Origin of the sequence: Xanthomonas campestris pv. phormiicola, from assembly GCA_025666215.1 — a bacterium.
Classification (GTDB): Bacteria; Pseudomonadota; Gammaproteobacteria; order Xanthomonadales; family Xanthomonadaceae; genus Xanthomonas_A; species Xanthomonas_A campestris_A.
Genome location: CP102593.1, coordinates 1,557,462 through 1,581,024, shown reverse-complemented (window position 1 = coordinate 1,581,024; position 23,563 = coordinate 1,557,462). Strand labels below are relative to the sequence as shown.

The window sequence follows — 23,563 nt, the reverse complement described above, 5'->3', positions numbered from 1 at the left end:
CGCGCTCAGGCGGCGGCTTGACGGAATTCGGGTGTACGCGACAGCAGCGACAGCGAGAACACGCCCCAGTCGTGGGTGTCGCCGCGGAACGCGCGGTCGACGAAGTGCGCGTAGCGGCCCTGCGCCAGGTCGCCGGGGTCCACCGCCTGCGATTCGGCGAAGCTGCGCTGGCCGAACAGTTCGTCGATGGTCAGCGCCACGTCGCCGCCGCTCTGGCGCATGATCAGCACGCGCTGGCCTTCCAGCAGCGAGGTGCGCTGGCCTTCCATGAACTGCTTCAAGTCGACCACCGGGAACAGGTTGCCGCGCAGGTTGCCCACGCCCAGCAGCCACGGCTGCGCGCCCGGCACCGGGGTGATCGGCGGCATGCGCACGATTTCCACCACCTCGCGGAAATCGGACACCAGATGGCGGTTGCCGACGCGGAAGCCGACCCCGCGCCAGATGTCCTGGTCGAATTCGCGCTCGGGCATCTGCACCGCGTGCGCCAGGCTGCGCCGCTCGTAGGCCTCGAGGATGTCGAAGGGCGAACGCACGTCAGCCGACCAGCTGGTTGATGCGGGCGATCAGCTCGTCTTCGCGCGGCGGCTTGACGATGTAGTCGGTGGCGCCCTGGCGCATGCCCCAGACCTTGTCGGTCTCCATGCTCTTGGTGCTGATGATCAGCACCGGGATGTGCCGGGTGGCCTCGTCGCGCGACAGCGCGCGGGTGGCCTGGAAGCCGCTCATCCCCGGCAGCACCACGTCCATCAGCACCAGGCTGGGCGCCTGCTCGCGGACGATCTTCAGCCCGTCCTCGGCGTTGTCGGTGGCGAGCACCTCGTGCCCGGCCTTTTCCAGCCACTGCGTAAACACCGCCCGGTCGGTCGGTGAGTCCTCGATCAACAAGATTCGAGCCATGGTGCCTTTCCCCCTGGTCAGGCGTTGACGTATGTACGGATCGCGCCCAGCAGTTCTTCGCGTGTGAAGGGTTTGGTGAGATACTGCTCGGAACCGACGATGCGCCCGCGCGCCTTGTCGAACAGGCCGTCCTTGGAGGACAGCATGATCACCGGCGTCGCCTTGAACAGTTGGTTGCCCTTGATCAGCGCGCAGGTCTGATAGCCGTCCAGCCGCGGCATCATGATGTCCACGAAGATGATCTGCGGTTGCTGATCGGCGATCTTGGCCAGGGCCTCGAAGCCGTCGGTGGCGGTGACCACCTCGCATCCCTCGCGCTTCAACAGCGTTTCGGCAGTACGACGGATCGTCTTCGAGTCATCGATCACCATGACCCTCAGTCCTGCGAGTTCCCCACCCGCAGTCGTGTTTTCACTCATTCACTTGCCCCCAGGCGCGCGACGCTTCATCGGTTCCGACGTCGCTGCGAAACGACATGTATCCCAAGACCCGCTCAGACTGTCAAGGCCGCCGCCACGGCTCTACGTTGGATCACTTTGCAGCGCTAACTATGTCACAGTTTGGTTGCGGCCGCAGGTCACCGCACGGCCCCGTGCCGCGGCCCTTGCGCACCCCCGCCGCCGACCCGCTACCATCCTCCGTTCAGTCCCCCGGGTAACGCCATGTCGTTCGATGTCATCGTGGTGATGGATCCCATCGCCAGCATCAAGATTGCCAAAGACACTACCTTCGCGATGTTGCTGGAAGCGCAGCGCCGCGGGCATCGGTTGCACTACGTGCGCCCCGGCGGGCTGTCGCTGCGCGAGGGCCGCGCGCTGGCCCAGGCGGCGCCGCTGCAGGTGCGCGACGACAAGACCGGCTGGTTCGAACTTGGCGCGTTCGCCGAGCTGGCGTTCGGCACCGGGCAGGTGGTGCTGATGCGCAAGGACCCGCCGTTCGATTCGGAGTTCCTGTACGACACCCACGTGCTGAGCGTGGCCCAGCGCGCCGGCGCGCAGGTGGTCAACGACCCGCAGGGCCTGCGCGACTTCAACGAGAAGCTGGCCGCGCAGCTGTTCCCGCAATGCTGTCCGCCGACCCTGGTCAGCCGCGACGCGGCCGCGCTGAAAGCGTTCGTGCTCGAGCACGGCCAGGCGGTGCTGAAGCCGCTGGACGGCATGGGCGGGCGCTCGATCTTCCGTAGCGGCACCGGCGACCCCAACCTCAACGTGATCCTGGAGACGCTGACCGACGGCGGCCGCACCCTGGCCCTGGCGCAGCGATTCATTCCCGACATCAGCGCCGGCGACAAGCGCATCCTGCTGGTGGACGGAGTACCGGTGGACTACTGCCTGGCGCGGATCCCGCAGGGCGACGAATTCCGCGGCAACCTGGCCGCCGGCGGCCGCGGCGAAGGCCGCCCGCTGAGCGAGCGCGACCGCTGGATCGCCGCCCAGGTCGGCCCGGAGATGAAACGGCGCGGCATGCGCTTCGTCGGCCTGGACGTGATCGGCGATTTCCTGACCGAGGTCAACGTCACCAGCCCGACCTGCGTGCGCGAACTGGACGCGCAGTTCGGGCTGAACATCGCCGGGCTGCTGTTCGACGCGATCGAGGCCTACCCGGCGCGATGAGCGCGGCCGCCGCGACGCCCGCGCCGCGCATCGGCGAGCGCGACAGGCTCGGCGCCACCCTGGTGCTGTCGCTGATCGTGCACGGCCTGCTGATCCTGGGGGTCGGCTTCGCGATCGACGACGACGCGCCGCTGGTGCCGACCCTGGACGTGATCTTCAGCCAGACCAGCACCCCGCTGACGCCGAAGCAGGCCGACTTCCTGGCCCAGGCCAACCAGCAGGGCGGCGGCGACCACGACAGACCGCAGCGCCCGCGCGACAGCCAGCCCGGGGTGGTGCCGCAGCAGCGCGACGGCCTGGCGCCGCAGGCGCTGCGCGCGCAGACCGCGGCGGCGGCGCCGGAGCCGACCCCGCGCGTGGTCAGCAGCGCGCGCGGCGAACAGCCGCAGCCGGCGCCGCAGACCCAGCCGCGCACCGATGCGCCGACCCAGCCGGTGGACGCGCAACGCGAGCAACGCGACGCGGAGATGGCGCGCCTGGCGGCCGAGGTGCATTTGCGCTCGGAGCAGTACGCCAAGCGGCCGAACCGCAAGTTCGTCTCCGCCAGCACCCGCGAGTACACCTACGCCAATTACCTGCGCGCATGGGTCGACCGCGCCGAGCGCGTCGGCAACCTCAACTACCCCGACGAGGCGCGCCGGCAGCGGCTGGGCGGCCAGGTGGTGATCAGCGTCGGCGTGCGCCGCGACGGCAGCATCGAGAGCAGCCGCATCCTGCGCTCCAGCGGCGTGCCGATGCTCGACGCCGCAGCGCTGCGGGTGGTACAGCTGGCGCAACCGTTCCCGCCGTTGCCGCATACCGAGGACAACATCGACATCCTGCAGGTCACCCGCACCTGGGTGTTCCTGCCCGGCGGCGCGCTGCGCGACGACCGCTGAGCCGCGCGCTGCGGCGGTACCCTCATCCGCCCCTGCGGGGCACCTTCTCCCGATGGGAGAAGGGAGCTGCTATTTGCATCGCGTGGCAGGGCGTGCGCGTGCGCGGCAAGCATCGAGATAACGATTCATGCCAGCGACATAACCACGCGGCATTTCTGAATAGGCGTCACATTAAGGTTAATGGTGGCGGGGAACGTTACCGCGCGCATCGCATCACCATGGACGAGTGACTCGGAGCCCGGCGCGGCGCGTCCCCGCCCCCACCACCCGAGCTGCCTCCTCCATGAAAAAGAACCATCTCCTTCGCAGGCACGCCCTGCTCGCGCTGGCGCTGGGCGCCGCCCTCGCGGCGCCGCCCGCCCTGGCCCAGTCCACCACCGGCGCCGTCGCCGGCCAGGCGCCGGCCAACGCGCAACGCGTGCAGGTGCGCAGCGACAGCGGCCTCACCCGCGAAGTCGCGGTCGACGCGCGCGGTCGCTACAGCATCGGCCAGCTGCCGCTGGGCACCTACACCATCGTCGCCAAGGGCGCCGACGACGCCGTGCTCGGCAGCCGCGAGGGCGTGGGCCTGACCGTCGGCGCGGTCACCGACGTCTCCTTCGCCGCGGTCACCAGCCTGACCGGGGTCACCGTCAGCGCCGACCGCGCCGCCGCGGCGATCGACGTGAGCAGCGTGGACTCGCGCACCGTGATCAACGCCGAACAGCTGCAGCGTCTGCCGCTGGGGCGCTCGGCCGAGGCGATCGCGCAACTCGCGCCCGGCGTGGCCGGCAACAGTGGCAGCGGCACCTATACCGGCCCGACCGGCGCGCAACTGCTCAGCTTCGGTGGCTCCTCGGCCGCAGAGAACGCCTACTACATCAACGGCTTCAACACCACCGACCCCTTGCGCGGACTCGGCGGACTGACCCTGCCCTACGGCAGCATCGACCAGTTGGAGGTCTACACCGGCGGCTACAGCGCCAAGTACGGGCGTTCCGACGGCGGCGTGATCAACGCGGTCGGCAAGCGCGGCAACAACGAATGGCATTTCGGCGGCCAGGCGACCTGGGAACCCGATGGCCTGCGCTCCTCGCAGAAGGACGTGTACGCGCCTGGCGACGGCTCCCTGTATCGGCCGGACAGCAAGAGCGGTTCGACGCTCAGCACGCAGAGCCTCTACGCAGGCGGCCCGCTGATCCAGGACAAGCTGTTCTTCTTCGGCTCCTACGAACTGCAGCGCCAGGACGGCGACAGATTCTACGGCTCGCGCGAAACCACCCCGGGGGAGTACTACTACGACTACCACTACCGCCGGCCGAGCTGGTACGCCAAGCTGGACTGGAACATCAGCGACAGCCAGCTGCTGGAGATCACCGGCGCCTCCAGCCGCTACATCACCCGTGGCAACTACTACGACTACAGCGGCTACGACATCGGCAACCTGCGCGGCAGCGCCAACACCACCAAGACCGGCGGCGACCTGTGGACCGTCAAGTACACCGGCTACCTCACCGACCGCCTGACCTTCGGCGCCCAGTACGGCAAGCAGCGCACCGACGACTACACCGGCAATCCCAACTACAACAGTGCGCTGACCTACCTCAGCGGCACTTCGTTCCAGAACCCGGCCTACACCGGCGGCACCCCGATCACCAACGCGCAGACCACCTCGCTGCTGGTCGATCCCGACCGCGGCAACCGCACCGACAACCTGCGGCTGGACCTGAACTACGTCATCGGCGAGCACAGCATCACCGTCGGCATCGACAACCAGAATGCGCGCGCGCTCAACCGCGGCTCGGTCGCCTCGGGCGACGGCTACTACTGGGTCTACGGCCAGTCCAACCCGAACGTGCCGATCAATACCGGACTGGGGGTGCCGGCCACCGGCGGCTACGCCAACGGCGAGGACGGCTACTACGTGCGCAAGTACATCTACAGCGCGCTGGCCTCGGTGCGCGCGGTGCAGCGCGCGCAGTACATCGAGGACAACTGGCAGGTCAGCGAGCGCCTGCTGCTCAATCTCGGCCTGCGCCTGGACCAGTTCACCAACTACAACCGCGACGGCGATCCGTACATCAAGCAGACCAGCGGGCAGTGGGCGCCGCGGCTGGGCTTCAGCTGGGACGTCGATGGCGATGCGCGCTTCAAGGTGTACGGCAACGCCGGCCGCTACTATCTGGCGCTGCCGCTCAACCCGGCGTTCAATGCCGCCGGTGCGACCCTGGCGACCTCGACCTACTACACCTACGGCGGCATCGACGCCAACGGTTATCCGACCGGCCTGACCCAGATCTCCGGCGCGGTCTCGGCCAACAACAACTACGGCATCCTGCCCGACGCCAAGACCGTGGCCACGCAGGGCATCAAGCCCTCGTTCCAGGACGAGTTCATCCTCGGCTTCACCAAGGCCTGGGGCGACAGCTGGGTCTACGGCGCCAAGGCCACCTACCGCGTCCTGCGCAGCGGCGTGGACGACTATTGCGACAGCGAGACCGTGTTCGCCGCGGCGGCCGCGCAAGGACATACGGTGACCCTGGACAGCAATCCGGTCAGCTGCTGGCTGATCAACCCGGGCAGGACCAACACCTTCACCCTGGTGGACACCTCCGGCAACTACGTCAGCGTGCCGCTGACCAAAGCCCAGTTCGGTTTCCCCGAGTTCAAGCGCAACTACTACGGACTCAACCTGTCGCTGGAGCATCCGTTCGACCAGCGCTGGTACGGCCGCCTCGACTACACCTGGTCGCGCAGCTACGGCACCACCGAAGGCCAGTTGCTGTCGGGCATCGGCCAGACCGCGGTGTCCACCACCCAGGCCTGGGACTACGCGCAGCTGATGGAACACACCAACGGCCCGCAGAGCAACGACCATACCCATCAGTTCAAGTTCTACGGCTACTACCAGCTCACGCCCGAATGGCTGGTGTCGGCCAACCTCAAGCTGCAGTCCGGCACGCCGTTCAGCGCGTTGGGCTCGTACGGCGCCGACCAGAGCGACCCGTCCGGCTACGGCATCGCCTACCACTACTATCAGGGCAAGGCGGCACCTCCGGGCAGCCAGGGCCGCCTGCCGTGGCTGAAGCAGCTCGATCTGGGGGTGTCGTGGCGGCCGGCGTACGCCGACCACAAGCTGGCCTTCAACCTGGACGTGTTCAACGTCTTCAACGGCCAGGCCACGCTGTGGAAGTACCCGTATTCGGAAACCGACCCGGGCGTGAGCGATCCCGTGTATGGCGCGGCGTTGCTGAGCCAGGCGCCGCGCTCGCTGCGGTTGAGCGTCAGCTACGACTACTGATCGCTTGCGGTCTGCGGGGCGCCGACCAAGGACGGTCGGCCCGCGAGCCAACCCTCACCCGGCTAGACTGGCCGCATGCAGGCGATCGGCCAGCGCGACGATCTCCGCCGCGTCCTGCACGCGCTCGCGCCAGGCCGCGGGGATGCCGTCGATGCCGTAGAAGGCGCCGGCCAGCTGGCCGCAGATCGCCGCGGTGGTATCGGCATCGTCGCCGAGATTCGCCGCGCGCAGTACCGCATCGGCGAAGCACTCGGTCGTCGCGAAACACCACAGCGCCGCCGACAACGCATCGACCACGTAACCGGTCCCGCGAATCTGCGTTGCCGGCACCGCAGCATGGTCGCGCACGGCCAGCGCGCGCAGCGCCGGCGTGTCCAGGGCCGCATCGGACGCCTGCAGCACCTGCGCACGCTCGCCGCCGAGCAGGGCCGCGCGCAACTGCAACGCGGACAGCCGGCACGCATCCAGCGCCTCGGCGGCGGCATGCGTGGTGCGCGAACTGTCCGCGGCGCGGTCGGCCAATAGCGCGGGCCGATGCGCGTAGTACATCGCCACCGGCGCCAGCCGCATCAGCGAGCCGTTGCCGGCCGCGCGCGGGTCGTCGCTGCCGCTGAACGCCGGGCCGCCGTCCAGATAGCGCTCCAGCGCCTGGCGCACGGTGTTGCCGATGTCGAAACACGCGCCGGTACTGCTCAGGTAGCCATGGCGGTACCAGTTGCAATAGCGGTTCATCTGGTCCGCGGCGTCGAACCCTTCGCGGTACAGCAGGCTGTGCGCCAGGCACAGCGCCATCGAGGTGTCGTCGGTCCACTGCCCGGGCTGCAGATCGAACGGACCGCCGCCCACCATGTCGTCGATCGGGGCGAAGCTGCCGGGCGCCTTGAATTCCAGTGTTGTACCGAGCGCATCGCCGACCGCCAGGCCCAACAGGCAGCCGCGGAAACGCGCACGCTCGCGCTCGGCCGCGCTCATCGTGCGGCCCGCTGCGCCTGCTGCTCGGCCAGGGTCAGCGCGACGTTGTCGCGCAGATAGGCCGGCTCGGCGCGCTCCGGCGCGATCGCTTCGCCGTGCGCATGGGCGGCCAGCGCCAGGGTCAGCACGTCGGCGGCATGCGGCAAGGCCTGCGCATCGACGCTGCGCAACTGCGCGCCCAGGCGCCGCTGCAGCGCGTTGTCGAGCGCCGCCAGCCCGGTGCCGACGCCGTGCCAGGGCGCATCCGTCTGCGGCAGCACGAACGCGTCCGGGACCAGCACCTGCTCGGGCGTGAACGCGCGCAATCCCTGGGCATCGCGCACGAAGGCCGCCGCATAGATCTCGCCCATCCGCGCATCGATGGTTGCCAGCACCTGCGGCGCGTCGGCCGGCGCGCGCAAGGCCAACGCATGCAGCGTGGACACCGGCAACACCGGCAGGTCCAGCGCCAGCGCGATGCCTTGCGCCAACGCGATCGCCAGGCGCACGCCGGTGAACGCGCCGGGGCCGCGGCCGAAGGCGATCGCATCGAGCTGGCTGCGGGCGATGCCGGCTTCGGCCAGCAACTGCCCGGCCCACGGCAGCGCCAGCTCGGCATGCCGGCGCGGCGCCAGCTCGAACCGCTCGCGCACCGCGCCATCGACATGCACGGCGACGGACAGGGCTTCTGTGGCGGTTTCGAAGGCGAGGATTTTCATGAGAGGCCGGGACTGGGGACTCGGGACTGGGGACCCGGAAAGGCGCAAAGCCTAGCATCCATCGCTCAACGCCCGGGACAAGAAGCGCAGCGCCACGTGGCAGGCGGTCAGCGACCGAGATCGTCCGGCCACGCTTCGTGCGCCTGCGCTTCTTCGAGTCCCGGGTCCCCAGTCCCGAGTCCCGCCGAAAAAAACGCCCGCACGTCCTCCACATCGCGGGTGCGCGCGAACGGCGGCAGCGAGTCCAGGAAGGTGCGGCCGTAGGATTTGGACAGCAGCCGAGGATCGCACAGCACCAGCACGCCGCGGTCGGTCTCGCTGCGGATCAGCCGGCCCACGCCCTGCTTCAGCGCGATCACTGCCTGCGGCAGCTGTTCGTCGCGGAACGGATTGCCGCCGTCGCGGCGGATCGCGTCCAGCCGCGCCTCGAACACCGGATCGTCCGGCGCGGCGAACGGCAGCTTGTCGATCACCACCACGCTCAGCGCATCGCCGACCACGTCCACGCCCTCGCGGAAGCTGGCCGAACCGAGCAGCACGCCGTTGCCGGATTCGCGGAAGCGCTGCAGCAGGCTCGCGCGCGGCGCTTCGCCCTGCACGAACAGCGGCCAGGGACCATCGCGCAGCGCCTCCGCCGCCTCGCGCAGCGCGCGGTGCGAGGCGAACAACAGGAAGGCGCGCCCCTGCGAGGCCTGCAGCACCGGATGCAGCGCGGCGATCAAGGCGGTGCCGAAGCCGCGCGCGTTCGGGTCCGGCAGCGCCGGCAGATAGCACAGCGCCTGCCGCGCCCAGTCGAACGGGCTGGGCTGCAGCAGGGTCATCGGATCGCTCAAGCCCAGGCGCGTGGCGATGTGCTCGAAATCGCCCTTCACCGCCAGCGTCGCCGAGGTGAACACCCACGCCGCGTGCGACTTCTCGCGGTGCAGGCGCAGCGGGCCGGACACGTCCAGCGGCGTGCGCTGGCAGCGGAAGCCGCGCGCGCTCAGTTCGTACCACAGCACATCGTTGGACGGCGGCGCCGGCTCGGCGTCGAAATCGGGGATCGGCGCGTCGTCGCCAAGCCAGTGGCCCAGGCGCGCGCGCATCTCCTGCGCGCGCGCGGCGCACGCGTCGAAGCCGGGCGAGGCCTCGCGCAGCCCCGCCAGGCTCTCCTGCAAGCGCGCCAGTTCCGCCAGCAGCGCATCGAAGCCATCGCGTACCTGCGGCTTGGCCAGCAGCCGCCATTGCGTGCCGCGGGTCGGCAACCCTTCCATCGCCGCACGCAGCTCGCGCAAGGCCTGCTCCAGCGCCTGCACCGGCGCCTGCAGGCTGGCCAGCGCGCCGGCGACGTGGCGGCTCTCGGCCACGCAATCGCGCGCCAGTTCCTGCAGCGGACGCATGCCGAAGCTCTCGCCGAAGAAGTTGGCCGCCAGTTCCGGCAACTGGTGCGCCTCGTCGATGACGAAGGCCTGCGCGCCGGGCAGGATCTCGCCGAAGCCCTCCTGCTTCAGCGCCAGGTCGGCCAGCAGCAGATGGTGGTTGACCACCACCACGTCGGCGGCCTGCGCGCGCTGCCGCGCCTGCACCACGAAGCACTCGCCCCAGAACGGGCACTCGGTACCCAGGCAGTTGTCCATGGTCGAGGTGACCATCGGCAGCAGCGGCGAATCGTCGGGCAGCGCGTCCAGCTCGGCGATGTCGCCGAAGCGGGTGCGCCCGCCCCAGGCGACGATGCGCTGGAACTGCGCGATCTGCTCGCGCGAGGTGAAATGCGGCTCGCCCTTGGCCTGCTCCAGCCGGTACTTGCACAGATAGTTGGCGCGCCCCTTCAGCAGCGCGCTGTTCAGGCCCACGCCCAGCGCCGCGCGCACCCGCGGCAGGTCGCGGTGGTAGAGCTGGTCCTGCAGCGCGCGGGTGCCGGTGGAGACGATGGTCTTCAGCCCCGACAGCAGCGCCGGCACCAGGTACGCATAGGTCTTGCCGGTGCCGGTGCCGGCCTCGGCGAGCAGCACGTCGCGCTGCTCGAACGCCTCGGCGATCGCCGCGGTCAGCCGCAGCTGCGCCGCACGCGGCACGAACGCATCCAGCTGGCGGGCAAGCGCACCGCCTTCGCTCAGGGCTTCGGTGCTGGCGTGGCTGAGGGACATGGGGGAAAGCCGGGAATGGGGAATCGGGATTCGGGAATGGGTAAAAGCGGCGCTACCACTACGCTAGTTGCTGTGTCCGCCGACGCAGCAGAAAGGCCCGCCATCGCCGCGATTGCAACCCACCAGAAACGCCGCGGCTTTTACCGATTCTCCATTCCCGATTCCCGATTCCCGATTCCCGGCTCCCGATCAATACCGCTTGATCCCCGCCACCGTGCAGCCCTCGATATGCGCATGCGCGGACGCCGCGTTCTCCTTCTGCCCGCGGGCCAGCCGCGACTGCTCGATCGTCGCCCAGTGGCGCCGGCACAGCGGGCCGGTCTGCGAACCCAGGTCGATGGCGCGCTTGGCGAAGGCCTCTGCAGCGGCGTCGTCCTTCAGCAGCAACGCCAGTTCGGCACGGTCCTGCAGCAGCGCCGGATCTTCCGGCACCAGTTGCAGGGCCTGGTCCAGCGCCGCCGCCGCGCCGGCCAGGTCGCCGGCCGCACGCTTGCGCTTGGCGCTGTCGCGCAGGTCCTCGACCTGCGGATCGCGCAACGGCTGCACGCTCAGTTCGGTGTCGTCGGCGCCGCCGCTGGCCTCGATCGCCGCCAGCCGCTGCGCCGGGGTGGTGGTGTCCACCGGCGGCGGCGGGGGCGGCGGCGGCGCGCTGACGCAGGAGGCCAGCAGCAGGCTGAGCGCGGCGATGGCGAGGGTGGAGGTAGGTCGGGTCATGGCAGGCATCCGTGGATCATTGCGCCGGGGGAGTGGACGCCGCGTCGGCGGGCGGCGTTTCTTTCTTCTTGTCCAGGCCGAACCAGCTGCGCCAGCCGCCGCCACGGCTCTGCTCGCCCTCGCCCTCGGCGGGCTGGCCTTCCTCGGGCAGCGCCTGCGGCGGCGCGCACGGCGCGTACGCCGGGGCGAAGCCGACCACGAACGGGAACTGGCGCGCGCCGGGGCAGCTGGGATCGGTGCTGTTGCTGCCGGCCGGATCCATCCATTGCCAGTCGATGCCCTTGCCCTGCACCTTCAACGGCGAACTCGGCAGCCGCGCGAAGATGCCCGACCACACCCGCATCGCGCCGGTGGCGCCGTACAGGCCGGTCTGCTTGTTCTGGTCGTTGCCGATCCAGATCACCGCCAGATGATCGCCGGTGTAGCCGGCGTACCAGCTGTCCACGCCATCGTTGCTGGTGCCGGTCTTGCCGGCCGGGGTCAGCCTGCCCAGGCCGTCGCCGAGCAGCTGCCGCGCGGTGCCGTTGCTGACCACCTGCTGCAGCGCCAGCCCGACCAGGTTGGCGGCGACCGAATCGCCTTCCTGCGCCGGCGCCGGGGCCTTGTCGTAGCGCTTGAGCAGCTTGCCCTGCGGATCGAGCACGCCGCGCACCGCGTGCAGCGGCTGGATCTCGCCGCCGGAGGCGAGGAACTGGTACAGCTGGGTCATCGCGTACGGACTCTGGTCGGTCGCGCCCAGGATCAGCGACGGATTGTTCTCGGCCTCGAGCCCGGCCAGCACCTTGATCAGCTGCGCCACCCGCTCCGGCCCGACCTGCATGCCGATCCGCACCGTGGCCTGGTTGTACGAATGCGCCAGCGCATCGACCACGCGTACCGTGCCGTGACTGCGGTTGTCGGAATTGCCCGGGGTCCAGCGCTTGCCGCGGCCGAGCTGCACCGTCACCGGCGAATCGTCGACCCAACTGGCCAGCGAGTAGTGGTCCGGTTGCGCCAGCGCCAGCAGGTACACGAACGGCTTGAGCAGCGAGCCGACCTGGCGCTGCGCCTCGATCGCGCGATTGAAGCCCGGCTGCGACACGTCGCGGCTGCCGACCACCGCCAGCACGTCGCCGTTGTGGGTGTCGGTCAGCACCAGCCCGGCCTGCAGCGGCGGCCGTTTCTTGTTGGTCTCCAGCGCGGTGAGGGTGCGGGTCACCGCGCCTTCGGCATAGGCCTGCGCCGACGGCGACATGCCGGTCAGCACGCTCAGCCCGGCGCCCTGCAGCGCGCTTTCCGGGTAGTCGCGCGCCAGCTGGCGGCGCACCAGGTCCACATACGCGGGGAAACGGTTGGCCGCGACCAGCCCCGGATTGGCCGGCACCCCCAACGGCGCGGCCAGCGCCTTGCGGTAGGTCGGTTCGTCGATCAGTTCGCTCTCGCGCAGCTTGCCGAGCACGAAGTTGCGCCGGTCCAGCGCGCGCTCGGGGAAGCGCCGCGGATCGTAGTAGGACGGCCCCTTGACCAGGCCGATCAGCAGCGCCACCTGTTCCGGCGGCAGCGAATCCAGTTCGCGCCCGAACCAGAACTCCGCGCCCGAGGCCACGCCGTGGATCGCCTGGCTGCCGCGCTGGCCCAGGTACACCTGGTTCAGATAGGCCTCGAGGATGGTGCGCTTGTCGTAGCGCGCCTCCATGATCAGCGCGTACAGGATCTCGTTGAACTTGCGGGTGAGCGTCTGTTCCTTGCCGATGCCGAGCAGGCCGCTGCGCGCCAGCTGCTGGGTCAGGGTGCTGGCGCCCTGCCGGCTCTTGCCGCCGGAGCGCACCATCACCCACGCCGCGCGCACCATGCCGCTGAGATCGACGCCGTGGTGATAGTTGAAGTCGCGGTCTTCCACCGCCTGCAGGCCGGTGACCAGCAGCTCGGGCACTTCGTCCACCCGCACCAGCCGCCGCTCTTCCTGCTTCTGCCCGTACAAGGTGGCGATGCGCGCCGGATCCAGGCGCGCGGCAGTGAGCGACTTGCGCGTCTGCGCATCGCGCAATGCCGCCACGCGGCCGCCGGACAGGCTCACTTCCACCCGCCTGGGCGCGACCCGGCCATCGACGTCGATGTAGCCGCGGCTGGCGATGACGAAGCGGCTACCGTCCTGCTGGTATGTGCCGGGGCGCTGCGCGCCGGCGTCCTCGCGGTAGCTGGCCGCGTCCAGTTCGGTCTTCAGCGTCTGCGCGTCCATCGCCGTGTCCGGCGCCAGCGCCAGCGGGCGGGCGTAGACCCGGGTCGGAATCTGCCAGCGCAGTTCGCCGAAGCGCTGCGTCACCTGCTTGTTCAGATAGACCGTGTACGGGATCAGGAAGCCCAGGCCCAGCGCGGTGGCGGCCAGGCCCCAGGTGAGCAGGCGCCGGCGCCAGGGCGAGGCGCCGCTGTCGAGATCGTCGGTGTCCTGATCGTCGGTGTCGTTGTCGTCGTAGCGTCGTGGCACGGGGATGCGAGAATGTAAATTCCGGCGAGTCTAGCGCAGGCCAGCAGGCAGCGCGGCGCGGGGGCCCCTTTGTTTCAGCTGGAGTTGCAACGGATGTCGATGTCCTGGGCGAACGCACGCTACGCCCTGAACCGCTTGAGCGGCCTGCTCCGGCGCGGCCTGGCCAGCCTGCGCACGCGCGGCTGGCGCAGCACCTGGCAGCGGCTGCGCGTGCATGCGCAGCCGCTGCCGCCGGCGCGGCGCACGCTGTTCGCGGTGGCGCCGCAGCCGTTCGCCGCCTTCGCGGTGCCGGCCAGCGACGCGCCGCTGGCGAGCATCGTGATCCCGGTCTACAACCATGTCGCACACACCCTCGCCTGCCTGCGCGCGCTGGCCGCGCACCCGCCGGCGGCGGCCTGCGAGATCCTGGTGATCGACGACGGCAGCAGCGACCAGACCGCGCAATGGCTGCCGCAGATCCAGGGCCTGCACTATCACGTGCGGGCGCAAAACGGCGGCTTCATCGCCACCTGCAACGACGGCGCGGCGCGCGCGCGCGGACGCTACCTGGTGTTCCTCAACAACGACACGGTGCCGCAACCGGGCTGGCTGGACGCGCTGCTGGACACCTTCGCGCAGGTGCCGCACGCCGGGCTGGTCGCCGCGCAACTGCTGTACCCGGACGGGCGCCTGCAGGAAGCCGGCGGCGTGGTCTTCGCCGACGGCAGCGCCTGGAGCTACGGCCGCTTCGAATCGCCGGACGACCCGCGCTACGCCTACCTGCGTGACATCGACTACGGCGCCGGCGCGGCACTTGCGATCGAGCGCGAACGCTTCCTGGCGCTGGGCGGCTTCGATACCCGCTACATGCCGGCCTACTACGAAGACACCGACCTCGCCTTCGCCGTACGCAAGGCCGGACTGCGCACCCTGCTGCAGCCGGCGAGCCAGGTGGTGCACGACGAGGGCACCAGCAACGGCACCGACACCGGCACCGGCATCAAGGCCTACCAGGTGCGCAACCGCGGCGTGTTCGCGGCCAAATGGGCCGACGTGCTGGCGCGGCAGTTGCCGCCGGATACCACGCCGACCCCGGCGCAGCTGCACCGGCGGCAGCGCCAGGTGCTGATCATCGACGAAGCGCTGCCGCAGCCGGACCGCGACTCGGCCTCGCTGCGCCAGCTCAACCTGATCCGGCTGCTGCTGCAGGAAGGCGCGCACGTGGTGTTCGTGCCCAGCGGCCGCGAGTACGCCAGCCGCCACAGCGAGGCGCTGCAGCGGCTGGGCGTGGAGGTGTGGTATGCGCCCTATCTGAAGAGCGTGAGCGGGTTCCTGCAGCAGCACGGCGCGCGCTTCCATGCGGTGCTGCTGGTGCGCCACCACGTCGCCCATGCCTGCCTGCCGCTGCTGCGCCGCTTCGCGCCGCAGGCGCGGCGGCTGTTCGACACCGTGGACCTGCACTACCTGCGCGAGCGCCGCGGCGCCGAACTGGCCGGCGACGCACGGCTGCTGCGCGAGGCCGAGCGCACCCGCGCGCGCGAGCTGGAGGTGATGGCGCAGGTCGATGTCACCGTGCTGGTCAGCGGGGTCGAGCGCGAACAGCTGCAGCGCGAGGCGCCGCAGGTGCGCACCGCGTTGATCTCCAATCTGCACGACGTGGCCGGACCGGGCCTGCCGTGGGCGCAACGCCGCGATCTGGTGTTCGTCGGCGGCTTCCGCCATGCGCCCAACGTGGATGCGGTGCGCTGGTTCCTGCAGGAGGTGTTCGCGCCGCTGCGCGCGCTGCTGCCGGACCTGCGCTTCCACTGCATCGGCGCCGACATGCCCGACGACATCCGCCGCCTCGGCGCCGCCACGCCCGGGGTGGAATTGCTCGGCTACGTGCCGGACATCGTCGCCTACATGGACGGCATCCGCATCGCGGTGGCGCCGCTGCGCTTCGGCGCCGGGGTCAAGGGCAAGGTCAACCTGAGCATGGCGCACGGGCAGCCGGTGGTGGCCACGCCGTGCGCGGTGGAAGGCATGCACCTGCGCCATGGCGAGGACGTACTGATCGCCGAGACCGCGCCGCAGTTCGTCGCCGCGCTGGCGCAGCTGTACACCGACGAGGCGCTGTGGAACACGCTGGCCGGCAACGGCCTGCGCAACATCGCCACGCACTTCTCGCTGGATGCGGCGCGCGCCACGGTGCGGCAGGTGTTTCTGGACTAGGGCTCCGCGCAGCTATCGGTCTCTGCCGGCCAGCGGAGAGGCTTGGAGCAGCCAGAATGACCAGCCGCCACTCGACCGTCTCGCGTCGGGGCTGAAGGCCCTCCCACAGTGCACCCGGCACGCCGGCCGCGCCCCCCTGTGGAGCGGCTTCAGCCGCGACGAACGAAGTGCGGAACTACGACGGCTTCGGCAACTGCCGAGGCTGAAGCCCTTCTTGCAGTGCACCCAGTGCACCCGCCGCGCGCCCCTTGTGGGAGCGACTTTAGTCGCGACGCGGGAGCTCGGAACTGCCGCGACTTCGGACATGGCCAAAGCTGGGCCTGCAATGCCCCAACAAGCCCCAGCAGAGGTTCCGGGAGACCTCGGATCATCCACCGCGACACGGCTGCGAAACAACGCGCTTCGACAGCCATTACGAACCTATCCCAAGGGCACACACGCCCCTCCCGCAGGAATCGAGTTCCCCGCGCAACGCCGCTCAACGCCCAGGCGACAGACTGCGCAAGCGGCGCTCGAACGCGACCAGTTCCGGCGTTGCCAGATCGATCGCGCGGGCGCGACGCAGCGCCTCGCGCGCGAAGTCGGCGTCGCCGGCGCTCAGGCGCTCGTCGCCGACCGCGAGCCAGCGCTGCGCCAGACGCCGGCGTGCCGCGGCCACGCCGTTGCCGCCCGGCGCCAGCGCACGCCAGGCGTCGTAGCACGCGCTCGCCGCCAGCACCCGGTTGCCCCGCAATTCGTCGTCGAAACAGCGCCGCAGCGCCGCCAGCACGCGCTGCTCGGCGCTGCGCACGCGGGCATCGCGCGGCGCCAGCACCTGCGCCGCCTGCAGCGCGTCGTAGGCGCTGCTGCCGGGCGGGGTCAGCCAGTCGCCGCGCGCCTCGGCCGCCTGCAGCTCTGCCAGCAATGCCTGCAGGCGGCGCGCGCGCGCGGCGGGCGACAGCGGCGAATGCAGCGTGGCCTGGCGCTGCCGCGCACGCGTCAGCGCCTGCCGCGCGTCGGCCAGCGCACGGCTGTCGGGCGCCACCGCCTGCCCCTTCTGCAACGCGCGCTCGGCCTCGGCGAAACGGAAATCGGCCGCGGCGCGCGTGGCCTGCGCCGCATACGCCGCGGCCACGCGTTCGGCGCCATCGCGCGCGCCGGCAGCATCGGGGGCCGCGGCGCGCAGCCTGGCCAGCGCCCGCGCCGCCGCGTCCAGCCGCTGCCGGCGCAGCGCGACATCGGCTTCGCGCTGCAAGGCTTCCAGCGCCCGATTCAGCGCGGCCTGCGCCGCCGGCAGCTCGACGTGCCCGGGGTCGTAGTCGCGGGCGCTGTCCACCAGAGCCGCGGCCGCCGCCACGTCGCCGCGCGCCAGCGCCGCCTGCGCGCGCTGCAGCAATTCCGACAGGACATCCTCGCGGCCTTCCAGCGCCTCGGTCCGTTCCGGGGCGAACTCCAGCACCTGCCGGTACAGCGGCAGCGCCGCGTCGGGGGTGCCGTCCAGGCGGCCCTCGCGCTGGGCCTGCGCCGCCTGTTGCAGCAGTTGGTCGAGCCCGGCATGCGCGGCCTCGCGCTGGCGCAAGGCCGCGTCGATGCGATCGGCCTCGGCGCGCGGCACCTGCAGCGCGCGCGCCAGCGCCAGCGCCGAGCGCACCTGCGCATAGCGCCCGGCGGCCAGCGCCGCACGCGCCTGGCCGAGCGCGGCGCGACCGGTCGCGGCCAGCCCGGCCCGCGCCTGCAGGCGGTCGCCGTCCAGGGCCAGCGCCGCCTCGTAGCGCTCGCGCGCGCCGCTGCCGTCGGCCGCGCTGAGGCGGCCGGCGCGCAATGCGGCATTGCCCTGGTCGAGCAGTTGCTGGATGCGCGTTTCCGGCCACAGCAGGTCGGCCAGCGGGCGGCGGAACATCACCAGCGCCAGCGCCGCCAGCAGCAAGGCCGCCAGCGCCCAGCGCCAGACACGGCGGTCGCGCCACAGCGGCACCGGCCGCTGCGGGCGCCGGCGTTCGTCCCTGACCTGATCTGGCGGCTTGCTCACCGCGCAAGCTTAGCGTGCGTGCATGGCAAGACCATGCATGCGCGCGCGGCGCGCGGCGCCGGTCAGCCCAGGCGCCGCGCCTCGTCCACCCCGGGCAGCGCGTCGAGCTTGCCGAGCAAGGTGGACAGCTGCCCGTAATCGCCGACCTTCAGGCGCAGCCGCAACTGGGTGCGGCCGCTGTCGCGCACGTTGTCGCTGTTGATCTCCAGCACGTGCGCGTCCTCCTGCGCGATCAGGTTGGTGATGTCCTTGAGCAGCCAGCGCCGGTCCATCGCCCGCACCAGCACATCGACCTCGTAGCCGCCACCGGCCTGGCCCCACTCCACCGGCAGCACCCGTTGCGGGTTGCCGGCGGCGAGCCGGGCGAAGGAGGCGCAATCGACCCGGTGCACGGTGACCCCGCGGGTGCGGGTCAGGTAGCCGGCGATCGGTTCGCCGGCGACCGGCTGGCAGCAGCGCGCCAGCTGCACCAGCAGGTTGCCCACGCCCTGCACGGTGAACTTGGACTTGGCCAGCCCGCCGCGGCGCGCGGTCGGCCGCGGCAGCGCCGGCGCGGCCGGCTGCGCCGCGGCGCGTTCGGCCTCGTGCAGCGCGCGGCCGACCTGGCTGGGGCCGACGTCGCCCAGCGCGACCTGGATGTACAGCTCCTCGATGCCGTCGGCATGGAACTTCTTCGCCGCCGGCAACAGGTCGGCGTGCTGCAGGCCCAGGCGCTTGAGTTCGCGCTCGAGCAGGTCCTTGCCGGCCTGCACGTTGCGCGCGCGGTCGAGCTTGTGGAACCAGGCGCGCACCTTGTCGCGCGAGCGGCCGCTGGCCAGGTAGCCGTTGGCCGGCAGCAGCCAGTCGCGGCGCGGCTCGGCCTCCTTGCCGGTCAGGATCTCGACGCGGTCGCCGCTGCGCAGCTTGTGGGTCAGCGGCACGATGCGGTTGTTGACCTTGGCGCCGCGGCAGCGGTGCCCGACCATGGTGTGCACGTGGTAGGCGAAATCCAGCGGCGTGGCACCCTGCGGCAGGTCGATCACCTCGCCCATCGGGGTCAGCGCATACACCCGGTCCTCGACCAGCTCGGCGTCGAGCGCGCCGGCCAGGCCGCCCTGCTCGCCGTCCTGCGACTGCTCCAGCAGCTGCCGCATCCAGGTGATCTTGCGGTCGAACGCCTTCTCCGCGCCCTTGCCGCCTTCCTTGTACTTCCAGTGCGCGGCCACGCCCAGCTCGGCCTGCGCGTGCATCTCGTGGGTGCGGATCTGCACCTCGATCGTGCGCCCTTCCGGGCCGACCACCGCGGTGTGCAGCGAGCGGTAGTCGTTGGCCTTGGGCCGGGCGATGTAGTCGTCGAACTCGCTGGGCACCGGCGCCCACAGCGCATGCACCACGCCCAGCGCGGCGTAGCAGGCGGCGACGTCGTCGACCATCACCCGCACCGCGCGCAGGTCGTACAGCTGGTCGAAGGCCAGCCGCTTCTTCTGCATCTTCCGCCAGATGCTGTAGATGTGCTTGGGCCGGCCGCTGATCTCCGCCTGCAGGCCCTGCTCGCCCAGCGCCTTGGACAGGAGTTTCTTGACCGCCTCGATATAGCGCTCGCGCGCCACCCGGCTCTCGTCCACCTCGCGCGCGATGCGCCGGTAGGTGTCCGGCTCCAGGTGGCGGAACGCCAGGTCCTCCAGCTCCCATTTCAGCTGCCAGATGCCCAGGCGGTTGGCCAGCGGCGCGTGGATGTCGCGGGTCAGCTGCGCCAGCGCGCGGCGCTGCGCCTCGGGCAGCTTGTCGGCCACGCGCATCTTCGCCAGCTGCCGCGCCAGCAGGATCGGCACCACGCGCAGGTCCTGCACGATCGACAGCAGCAGCCGGCGCAGGCCCTCGCTGTTGCGTCCGGCCTCGCGCCCGGCATGCAGCGCCCAGACCTGGTCGGCCGCGTCCTGTCCGTCGAGCAGGCCGCCGACCGCCTGCGCCCGTGCCGGCGGCGCGACCGGCAACTGCGCCAGTTGCGCGCGCAAGCCGGGCAGATCGAACAGCAGCGCGGCCAGCAGTGCCGCTTCGTCGGCGGACAACAGCGCCAGCGCATCCAGCGTATCGGCCAGCACCGGCCACGGTGCGCGCGTGGCCTGTTCGGGCTGCGCCTGCCAGGCCTGCAGCAACGCCTCGCGCAAGGCGGGCGCCAGCGCCGCGGCAGCCGGGCGCTGCAGCAGCGCCTCCAGGCCGGGATGGGAAGAGTGATTCAAGGACGGACAGTCGTGGCGTAGCGGTGCTGCCTACACTAGCGCGCTTGCGCGCCTGCCCACAATTGCGCGGCGGCGGCCGCGTGCGCCGCGGCCTTGCGCATACGCACCAGGACCTCACTGTGACCGGCTTGCGACTTGGCCCGGCTTTACCGGAAATTTCACACCGCCCGTGGGGTGTGGGCCTATTCTCGAATCCGACGCCGTCGCGCCCCGCTGCAAGGCGGGCGCCGCCGCCGTCGCCCTGTGATCCCACCCGAAGAGGAACGCCCATGAAGAAGTGGAACAAGCCCGTGATCCGCGAAATCTGCGTCGGCGCGGAAATCAACTGTTACGCCTCCGGCGAGCTTTGATCGCGTGTCAGCCCCGTTCCCGAGACGATGCGTGACCGGCCAGGCGCCGTAGACGGAGACCGGATGCAGCTCATCGTATTGGGATCGGCGGCCGGCGGCGGGCACCCGCAGTGGAATTGCCATACGCCCGCGAGCCTGCGGGCGTGGCAACAGCTGGCGGGTGCCCAACGCCGAACCCAGGCCAGCATCGCGGTCAGCGCCGACCGCCAGCGCTGGCTGCTGATCAACGCCTCCCCCGATTTCCGCCAGCAGCTGCTGGCCACCCCGGCGCTGTGGCCGCAACGCGACCTGCGCCATTCCCCGATCGAGGCCGTGCTGCTGACCAGCGGCGAGATCGACCATATCGCCGGGCTGCTGTCGATGCGCGAAAGCCAGCGCTTCGATCTGTATGCCAGCGGACGCGTGCTCGACCTGCTGGCGCAGAACCCCATCTTCGATGCGCTGCACCCGGCCTACGTGCACCGCCATGCCTTCGCCCTGGACACGCCGCTGTCGCTGCTCGGCCTGCAGGTGACGCCGTTCGCGGTGCCGGGCAAGGTGCCGCTGTTCATGGAGAGCCGCCACAGCGGCGACCTGGCCGGTTCCGACGAGGAGACCCTGGGCCTGACCATCGACGACGGCCACCATCGCCTGCACTACATCCCCGGCTGCGCGACCATGACCGACGCGCTGCGCGAGCGCCTGCGCGGCGCCGAACTGGTGTTCTTCGACGGCACCCTGTGGCGCGACGACGAACTGCTGCAGCTCGGGGTCAGCGCCAAGACCGGCCAGCGCATGGGCCACCTCAGCATCGACGGCGAAGCCGGCACCCTGCGCGCGTTCGCCGACCTGGACGTGGCGCGCAAGGTGTTCATCCATATCAACACCACCAACCCGATTCTCGATGCCGGCTCGGCCGAACGCGCCACGGTGAGCGCGCACGGCTGGGAGGTCGCCCACGACGGGATGGACATCACCCTGTGAACAATCCGCCTGTGAACATTTGCCCGTGAGCGCATTGCTGAGCCCCGACCAGCTGGAAGCCGAACTGCGCGCGATCGGCGCGCGCCTGTACCACGACCGGCACCCGTTCCACGCGCTGCTGCACAGCGGCCGGCTCGACCGCGGCCAGGTCCAGGCCTGGGCGCTGAACCGCTACGAGTACCAGCGCTGCATCCCGCTGAAGGACGCCGCGATCCTGGCGCGGATGGACGATCCGGCGCTGCGCCGGATCTGGCGCCAGCGCATCGTCGACCACGACGGCAGCGCCGAGGGCGAAGGCGGCATCGCGCGCTGGCTGCACCTGACCGACGCGTTGGGCCTGGACCGCGAGCTGGTGCAGTCCGGCCGCGCCCTGCTGCCCGGCACCCGCTTCGCGGTGCAGGCCTACCTGCACTTCGTGCGCGAGAAGAGCCTGCTGGAGGCGATCGCCTCGTCGCTGACCGAGCTGTTCGCGCCGGGCATCATCGGCCACCGCGTGGCCGGCATGCTGCAGCACTACGATTTCGTCTCGCGCGAGGCGCTGGCGTATTTCGAGCACCGCCTGCACGAGGCGCCACGCGATTCGGACTTCGCCCTGGACTACGTCAAGCGCCACGCCGACACGCTGGAGAAGCAGCAGTTGGTGCAGGACGCGCTGCGTTTCAAGTGCGGCGTGCTGTGGTCGCAGCTGGACGCGCTGCACTTCGCCTACGTGCAGCCCGGCGTGGCCTGGCCGGAGGCGTTCGTCGCCACTGCGCCGGCGCAGGAACTGGCATGAGCGCACTGGCGTCCGCCAGCTGCCCGCGCCTGGCCGCCGGCGTGCGCCTGCAGCACGATCGCACCCGTGCGCAATGGGTGCTGCTGGCGCCGGAACGGGTGATCGAACTGGACGAGATCGCGCATGCGATCGTGTCGCGCTGCGACGGCGTGCGCTCGCTGGCGGCGATCGCCGCGGACCTGGCCGCCGAGTTCGATGCGGACCCGGCCGAGGTCGAGCACGACGTGCTCGAGCTGGCCGCGGACCTGCACGGCAAGCGCCTGCTGCGCGCATGAGCATCCGCGTACCGCCGCCGCTGTCGCTGCTGCTCGAGCTGACCCACCGCTGCCCGCTGGCCTGCCCGTACTGCTCCAATCCGATCGCGCTGGCCGGCCTGCGCGAAGAGATGGACAGCGCCGGCTGGCGCTCGGCGCTGGACCAGGCCGCGGCAATGGGCGTGCTGCAGGCGCATTTCTCCGGCGGCGAGCCGATGCTGCGCAAGGACCTGCCCGAGCTGGTCGCGCATGCGCGCGCGCTGGGCCTGTACAGCAACCTCATCACCTCCGGCGTGGCCGGCGGCGCGCCGATGCTGGCGCAACTGGCCGCCGCCGGGCTGGAGCACGTGCAGCTGAGCGTGCAGGACGCCGACGCGGCCGGCGCCGACCGCATCGCCGGCTACCGCGGCAGTCTTGCAAAAAAGCGCGAGTTCGCCGCCGCGGTACGCGCGCTGCAGCTGCCGTTGACGATCAACGCGGTGATCCACCGCCACAACGCCGAACGGGTGCCGGCGATGATCGAGCTGGCGCTGGAACTGGGCGCCGAGCGCCTGGAAGTGGCGCACACCCAGTACTACGGCTGGGGCCTGCGCAACCGCGCCGCGCTGATGCCCAGCCGCGCGCAGATCGACGCCACCGTGGTCGCGGTGACCGCGGCACGCGAACGACTGGGCGACCGGCTGACCATCGATTTCGTCACCCCCGACTACTACGCGCACCGGCCCAAGGCGTGCATGGGCGGCTGGGGCCAGCGCTTCGTCAACATCTCCCCGCGCGGCGACGTGCTGCCCTGCCACGCCGCCGAGACCTTGCCGGACATGGTGTTCGAAAACCTGCGCGAGCGGCCGCTGGCGGCGATCTGGCAGGACGGCGAGGCGTTCGCCCGCTACCGCGGCACCGCATGGATGCCGGAGGTGTGCCAGGGCTGTCCGAAACGCGAGATCGACTGGGGCGGCTGCCGTTGCCAGGCGTTGGCGCTGAGCGGCGACGCGGCCACGCTGGACCCGGTCTGCGAGCGCGCGCCCGAGCATGCCGCGCTGCAGGCGCTGGCGCAGCGCGAGGCGGCCGACGCGGCGCCGGCGTTCGTGTACCGGCGCCCGGCGCGGCCACAAGCGGAAACCGAGCCCAGCGCGGGCTGATCGCCGGCCGGGCATCTGCG

At 70.9% G+C, this 23,563-nt stretch carries 18 protein-coding genes; 8 read left to right on the top strand and 10 right to left on the bottom strand.

Annotated features, from left to right (window positions below):
* Positions 1-5 precede the first annotated feature (5 nt).
* The 3 genes from NRY95_06490 to pilG are packed head-to-tail and all read right to left on the bottom strand — an operon-like array spanning position 6 to position 1,319.
* On the bottom strand, positions 6-536 hold the full coding sequence (locus NRY95_06490) for a chemotaxis protein CheW (GenBank protein UYC17601.1): 531 nt from the start codon (positions 534-536) through the stop codon (positions 6-8).
* Position 537: 1 nt separating this feature from the next.
* Positions 538-900 carry a response regulator gene (locus NRY95_06485; protein ID UYC17600.1) on the bottom strand — a complete coding sequence of 121 codons (363 nt, stop codon included), beginning with the start codon at positions 898-900 and terminating at the stop codon, positions 538-540.
* Between the two features lie 17 nt (positions 901-917).
* On the bottom strand, positions 918-1,319 hold the full coding sequence (gene pilG, locus NRY95_06480; protein UYC17599.1) for a twitching motility response regulator PilG: 402 nt from the start codon (positions 1,317-1,319) through the stop codon (positions 918-920).
* Positions 1,320-1,562: 243 nt separating this feature from the next.
* On the opposite strand from pilG, the gene gshB reads away from it, so the two are divergent.
* The 3 genes from gshB to NRY95_06465 all read left to right on the top strand — a co-directional run bounded on the left by gshB (position 1,563) and on the right by NRY95_06465 (position 6,671).
* A complete protein-coding gene (gene gshB, locus NRY95_06475) occupies positions 1,563-2,513 on the top strand; it encodes a glutathione synthase (protein ID UYC17598.1) in 951 nt (316 codons plus the stop codon).
* Positions 2,510-3,391 (top strand): energy transducer TonB, encoded by an 882-nt coding sequence (locus NRY95_06470; GenBank protein UYC17597.1) that lies wholly within the window; start codon positions 2,510-2,512, stop codon positions 3,389-3,391. Before gshB ends, NRY95_06470 begins: the two co-directional genes overlap by 4 nt.
* A 283-nt stretch (positions 3,392-3,674) precedes the next feature.
* Positions 3,675-6,671, top strand: a complete 2,997-nt coding sequence (locus tag NRY95_06465; GenBank protein ID UYC17596.1) for a TonB-dependent receptor — start codon at positions 3,675-3,677, stop codon at positions 6,669-6,671.
* Between the two features lie 54 nt (positions 6,672-6,725).
* On the opposite strand, the gene NRY95_06460 is transcribed toward NRY95_06465, so the two are convergent.
* The 5 genes from NRY95_06460 to mrcB all read right to left on the bottom strand — a co-directional run bounded on the left by NRY95_06460 (position 6,726) and on the right by mrcB (position 13,645).
* On the bottom strand, positions 6,726-7,643 hold the full coding sequence (locus NRY95_06460; protein ID UYC17595.1) for an ADP-ribosylglycohydrolase family protein: 918 nt from the start codon (positions 7,641-7,643) through the stop codon (positions 6,726-6,728).
* Positions 7,640-8,341: a tRNA (adenosine(37)-N6)-threonylcarbamoyltransferase complex dimerization subunit type 1 TsaB gene (tsaB, locus tag NRY95_06455; protein ID UYC17594.1), complete on the bottom strand. Its 702-nt coding sequence runs from the start codon at positions 8,339-8,341 to the stop codon at positions 7,640-7,642. The genes NRY95_06460 and tsaB overlap by 4 nt, the downstream gene beginning before the upstream one ends.
* A gap of 107 nt (positions 8,342-8,448) precedes the next feature.
* Positions 8,449-10,467 carry an ATP-dependent DNA helicase gene (locus NRY95_06450; protein ID UYC17593.1) on the bottom strand — a complete coding sequence of 673 codons (2,019 nt, stop codon included), beginning with the start codon at positions 10,465-10,467 and terminating at the stop codon, positions 8,449-8,451.
* A 189-nt stretch (positions 10,468-10,656) separates the two neighbouring features.
* Complete coding sequence (locus tag NRY95_06445) at positions 10,657-11,181, bottom strand: hypothetical protein (protein ID UYC17592.1); 525 nt, start codon at positions 11,179-11,181, stop codon at positions 10,657-10,659.
* Between the two features lie 16 nt (positions 11,182-11,197).
* The gene (gene mrcB / locus NRY95_06440; GenBank protein ID UYC17591.1) at positions 11,198-13,645 is read right to left on the bottom strand and encodes a penicillin-binding protein 1B; all 2,448 of its coding nucleotides are present in this window, start codon (positions 13,643-13,645) and stop codon (positions 11,198-11,200) included.
* A 93-nt stretch (positions 13,646-13,738) separates the two neighbouring features.
* Here mrcB and NRY95_06435 point away from each other — a divergent pair, with 93 nt between their 5' ends.
* Positions 13,739-15,835, top strand: a complete 2,097-nt coding sequence (locus tag NRY95_06435) for a glycosyltransferase (protein UYC17590.1) — start codon at positions 13,739-13,741, stop codon at positions 15,833-15,835.
* A gap of 478 nt (positions 15,836-16,313) precedes the next feature.
* Here NRY95_06435 and NRY95_06430 read toward each other — a convergent pair whose 3' ends face one another.
* The gene (locus NRY95_06430) at positions 16,314-17,843 is read right to left on the bottom strand and encodes a hypothetical protein (protein ID UYC17589.1); all 1,530 of its coding nucleotides are present in this window, start codon (positions 17,841-17,843) and stop codon (positions 16,314-16,316) included.
* A gap of 62 nt (positions 17,844-17,905) precedes the next feature.
* Positions 17,906-20,062, bottom strand: a complete 2,157-nt coding sequence (locus tag NRY95_06425; protein ID UYC17588.1) for a bifunctional (p)ppGpp synthetase/guanosine-3',5'-bis(diphosphate) 3'-pyrophosphohydrolase — start codon at positions 20,060-20,062, stop codon at positions 17,906-17,908.
* Positions 20,063-20,475: 413 nt separating this feature from the next.
* Here NRY95_06425 and pqqB point away from each other — a divergent pair, with 413 nt between their 5' ends.
* Genes pqqB through pqqE form a run of 4 tightly spaced genes read left to right on the top strand, consistent with a single transcriptional unit; the run spans position 20,476 to position 23,543 of the window.
* Positions 20,476-21,375 carry a pyrroloquinoline quinone biosynthesis protein PqqB gene (gene pqqB, locus NRY95_06420; GenBank protein UYC17587.1) on the top strand — a complete coding sequence of 300 codons (900 nt, stop codon included), beginning with the start codon at positions 20,476-20,478 and terminating at the stop codon, positions 21,373-21,375.
* Positions 21,376-21,400: 25 nt separating this feature from the next.
* The gene (pqqC, locus tag NRY95_06415; protein ID UYC17586.1) at positions 21,401-22,150 is read left to right on the top strand and encodes a pyrroloquinoline-quinone synthase PqqC; all 750 of its coding nucleotides are present in this window, start codon (positions 21,401-21,403) and stop codon (positions 22,148-22,150) included.
* The gene (gene pqqD, locus NRY95_06410) at positions 22,147-22,425 is read left to right on the top strand and encodes a pyrroloquinoline quinone biosynthesis peptide chaperone PqqD (protein ID UYC17585.1); all 279 of its coding nucleotides are present in this window, start codon (positions 22,147-22,149) and stop codon (positions 22,423-22,425) included. Before pqqC ends, pqqD begins: the two co-directional genes overlap by 4 nt.
* Positions 22,422-23,543, top strand: coding sequence for a pyrroloquinoline quinone biosynthesis protein PqqE (gene pqqE / locus NRY95_06405; GenBank protein UYC17584.1), 1,122 nt, complete (start codon positions 22,422-22,424; stop codon positions 23,541-23,543). Before pqqD ends, pqqE begins: the two co-directional genes overlap by 4 nt.
* Positions 23,544-23,563 lie beyond the last annotated feature (20 nt).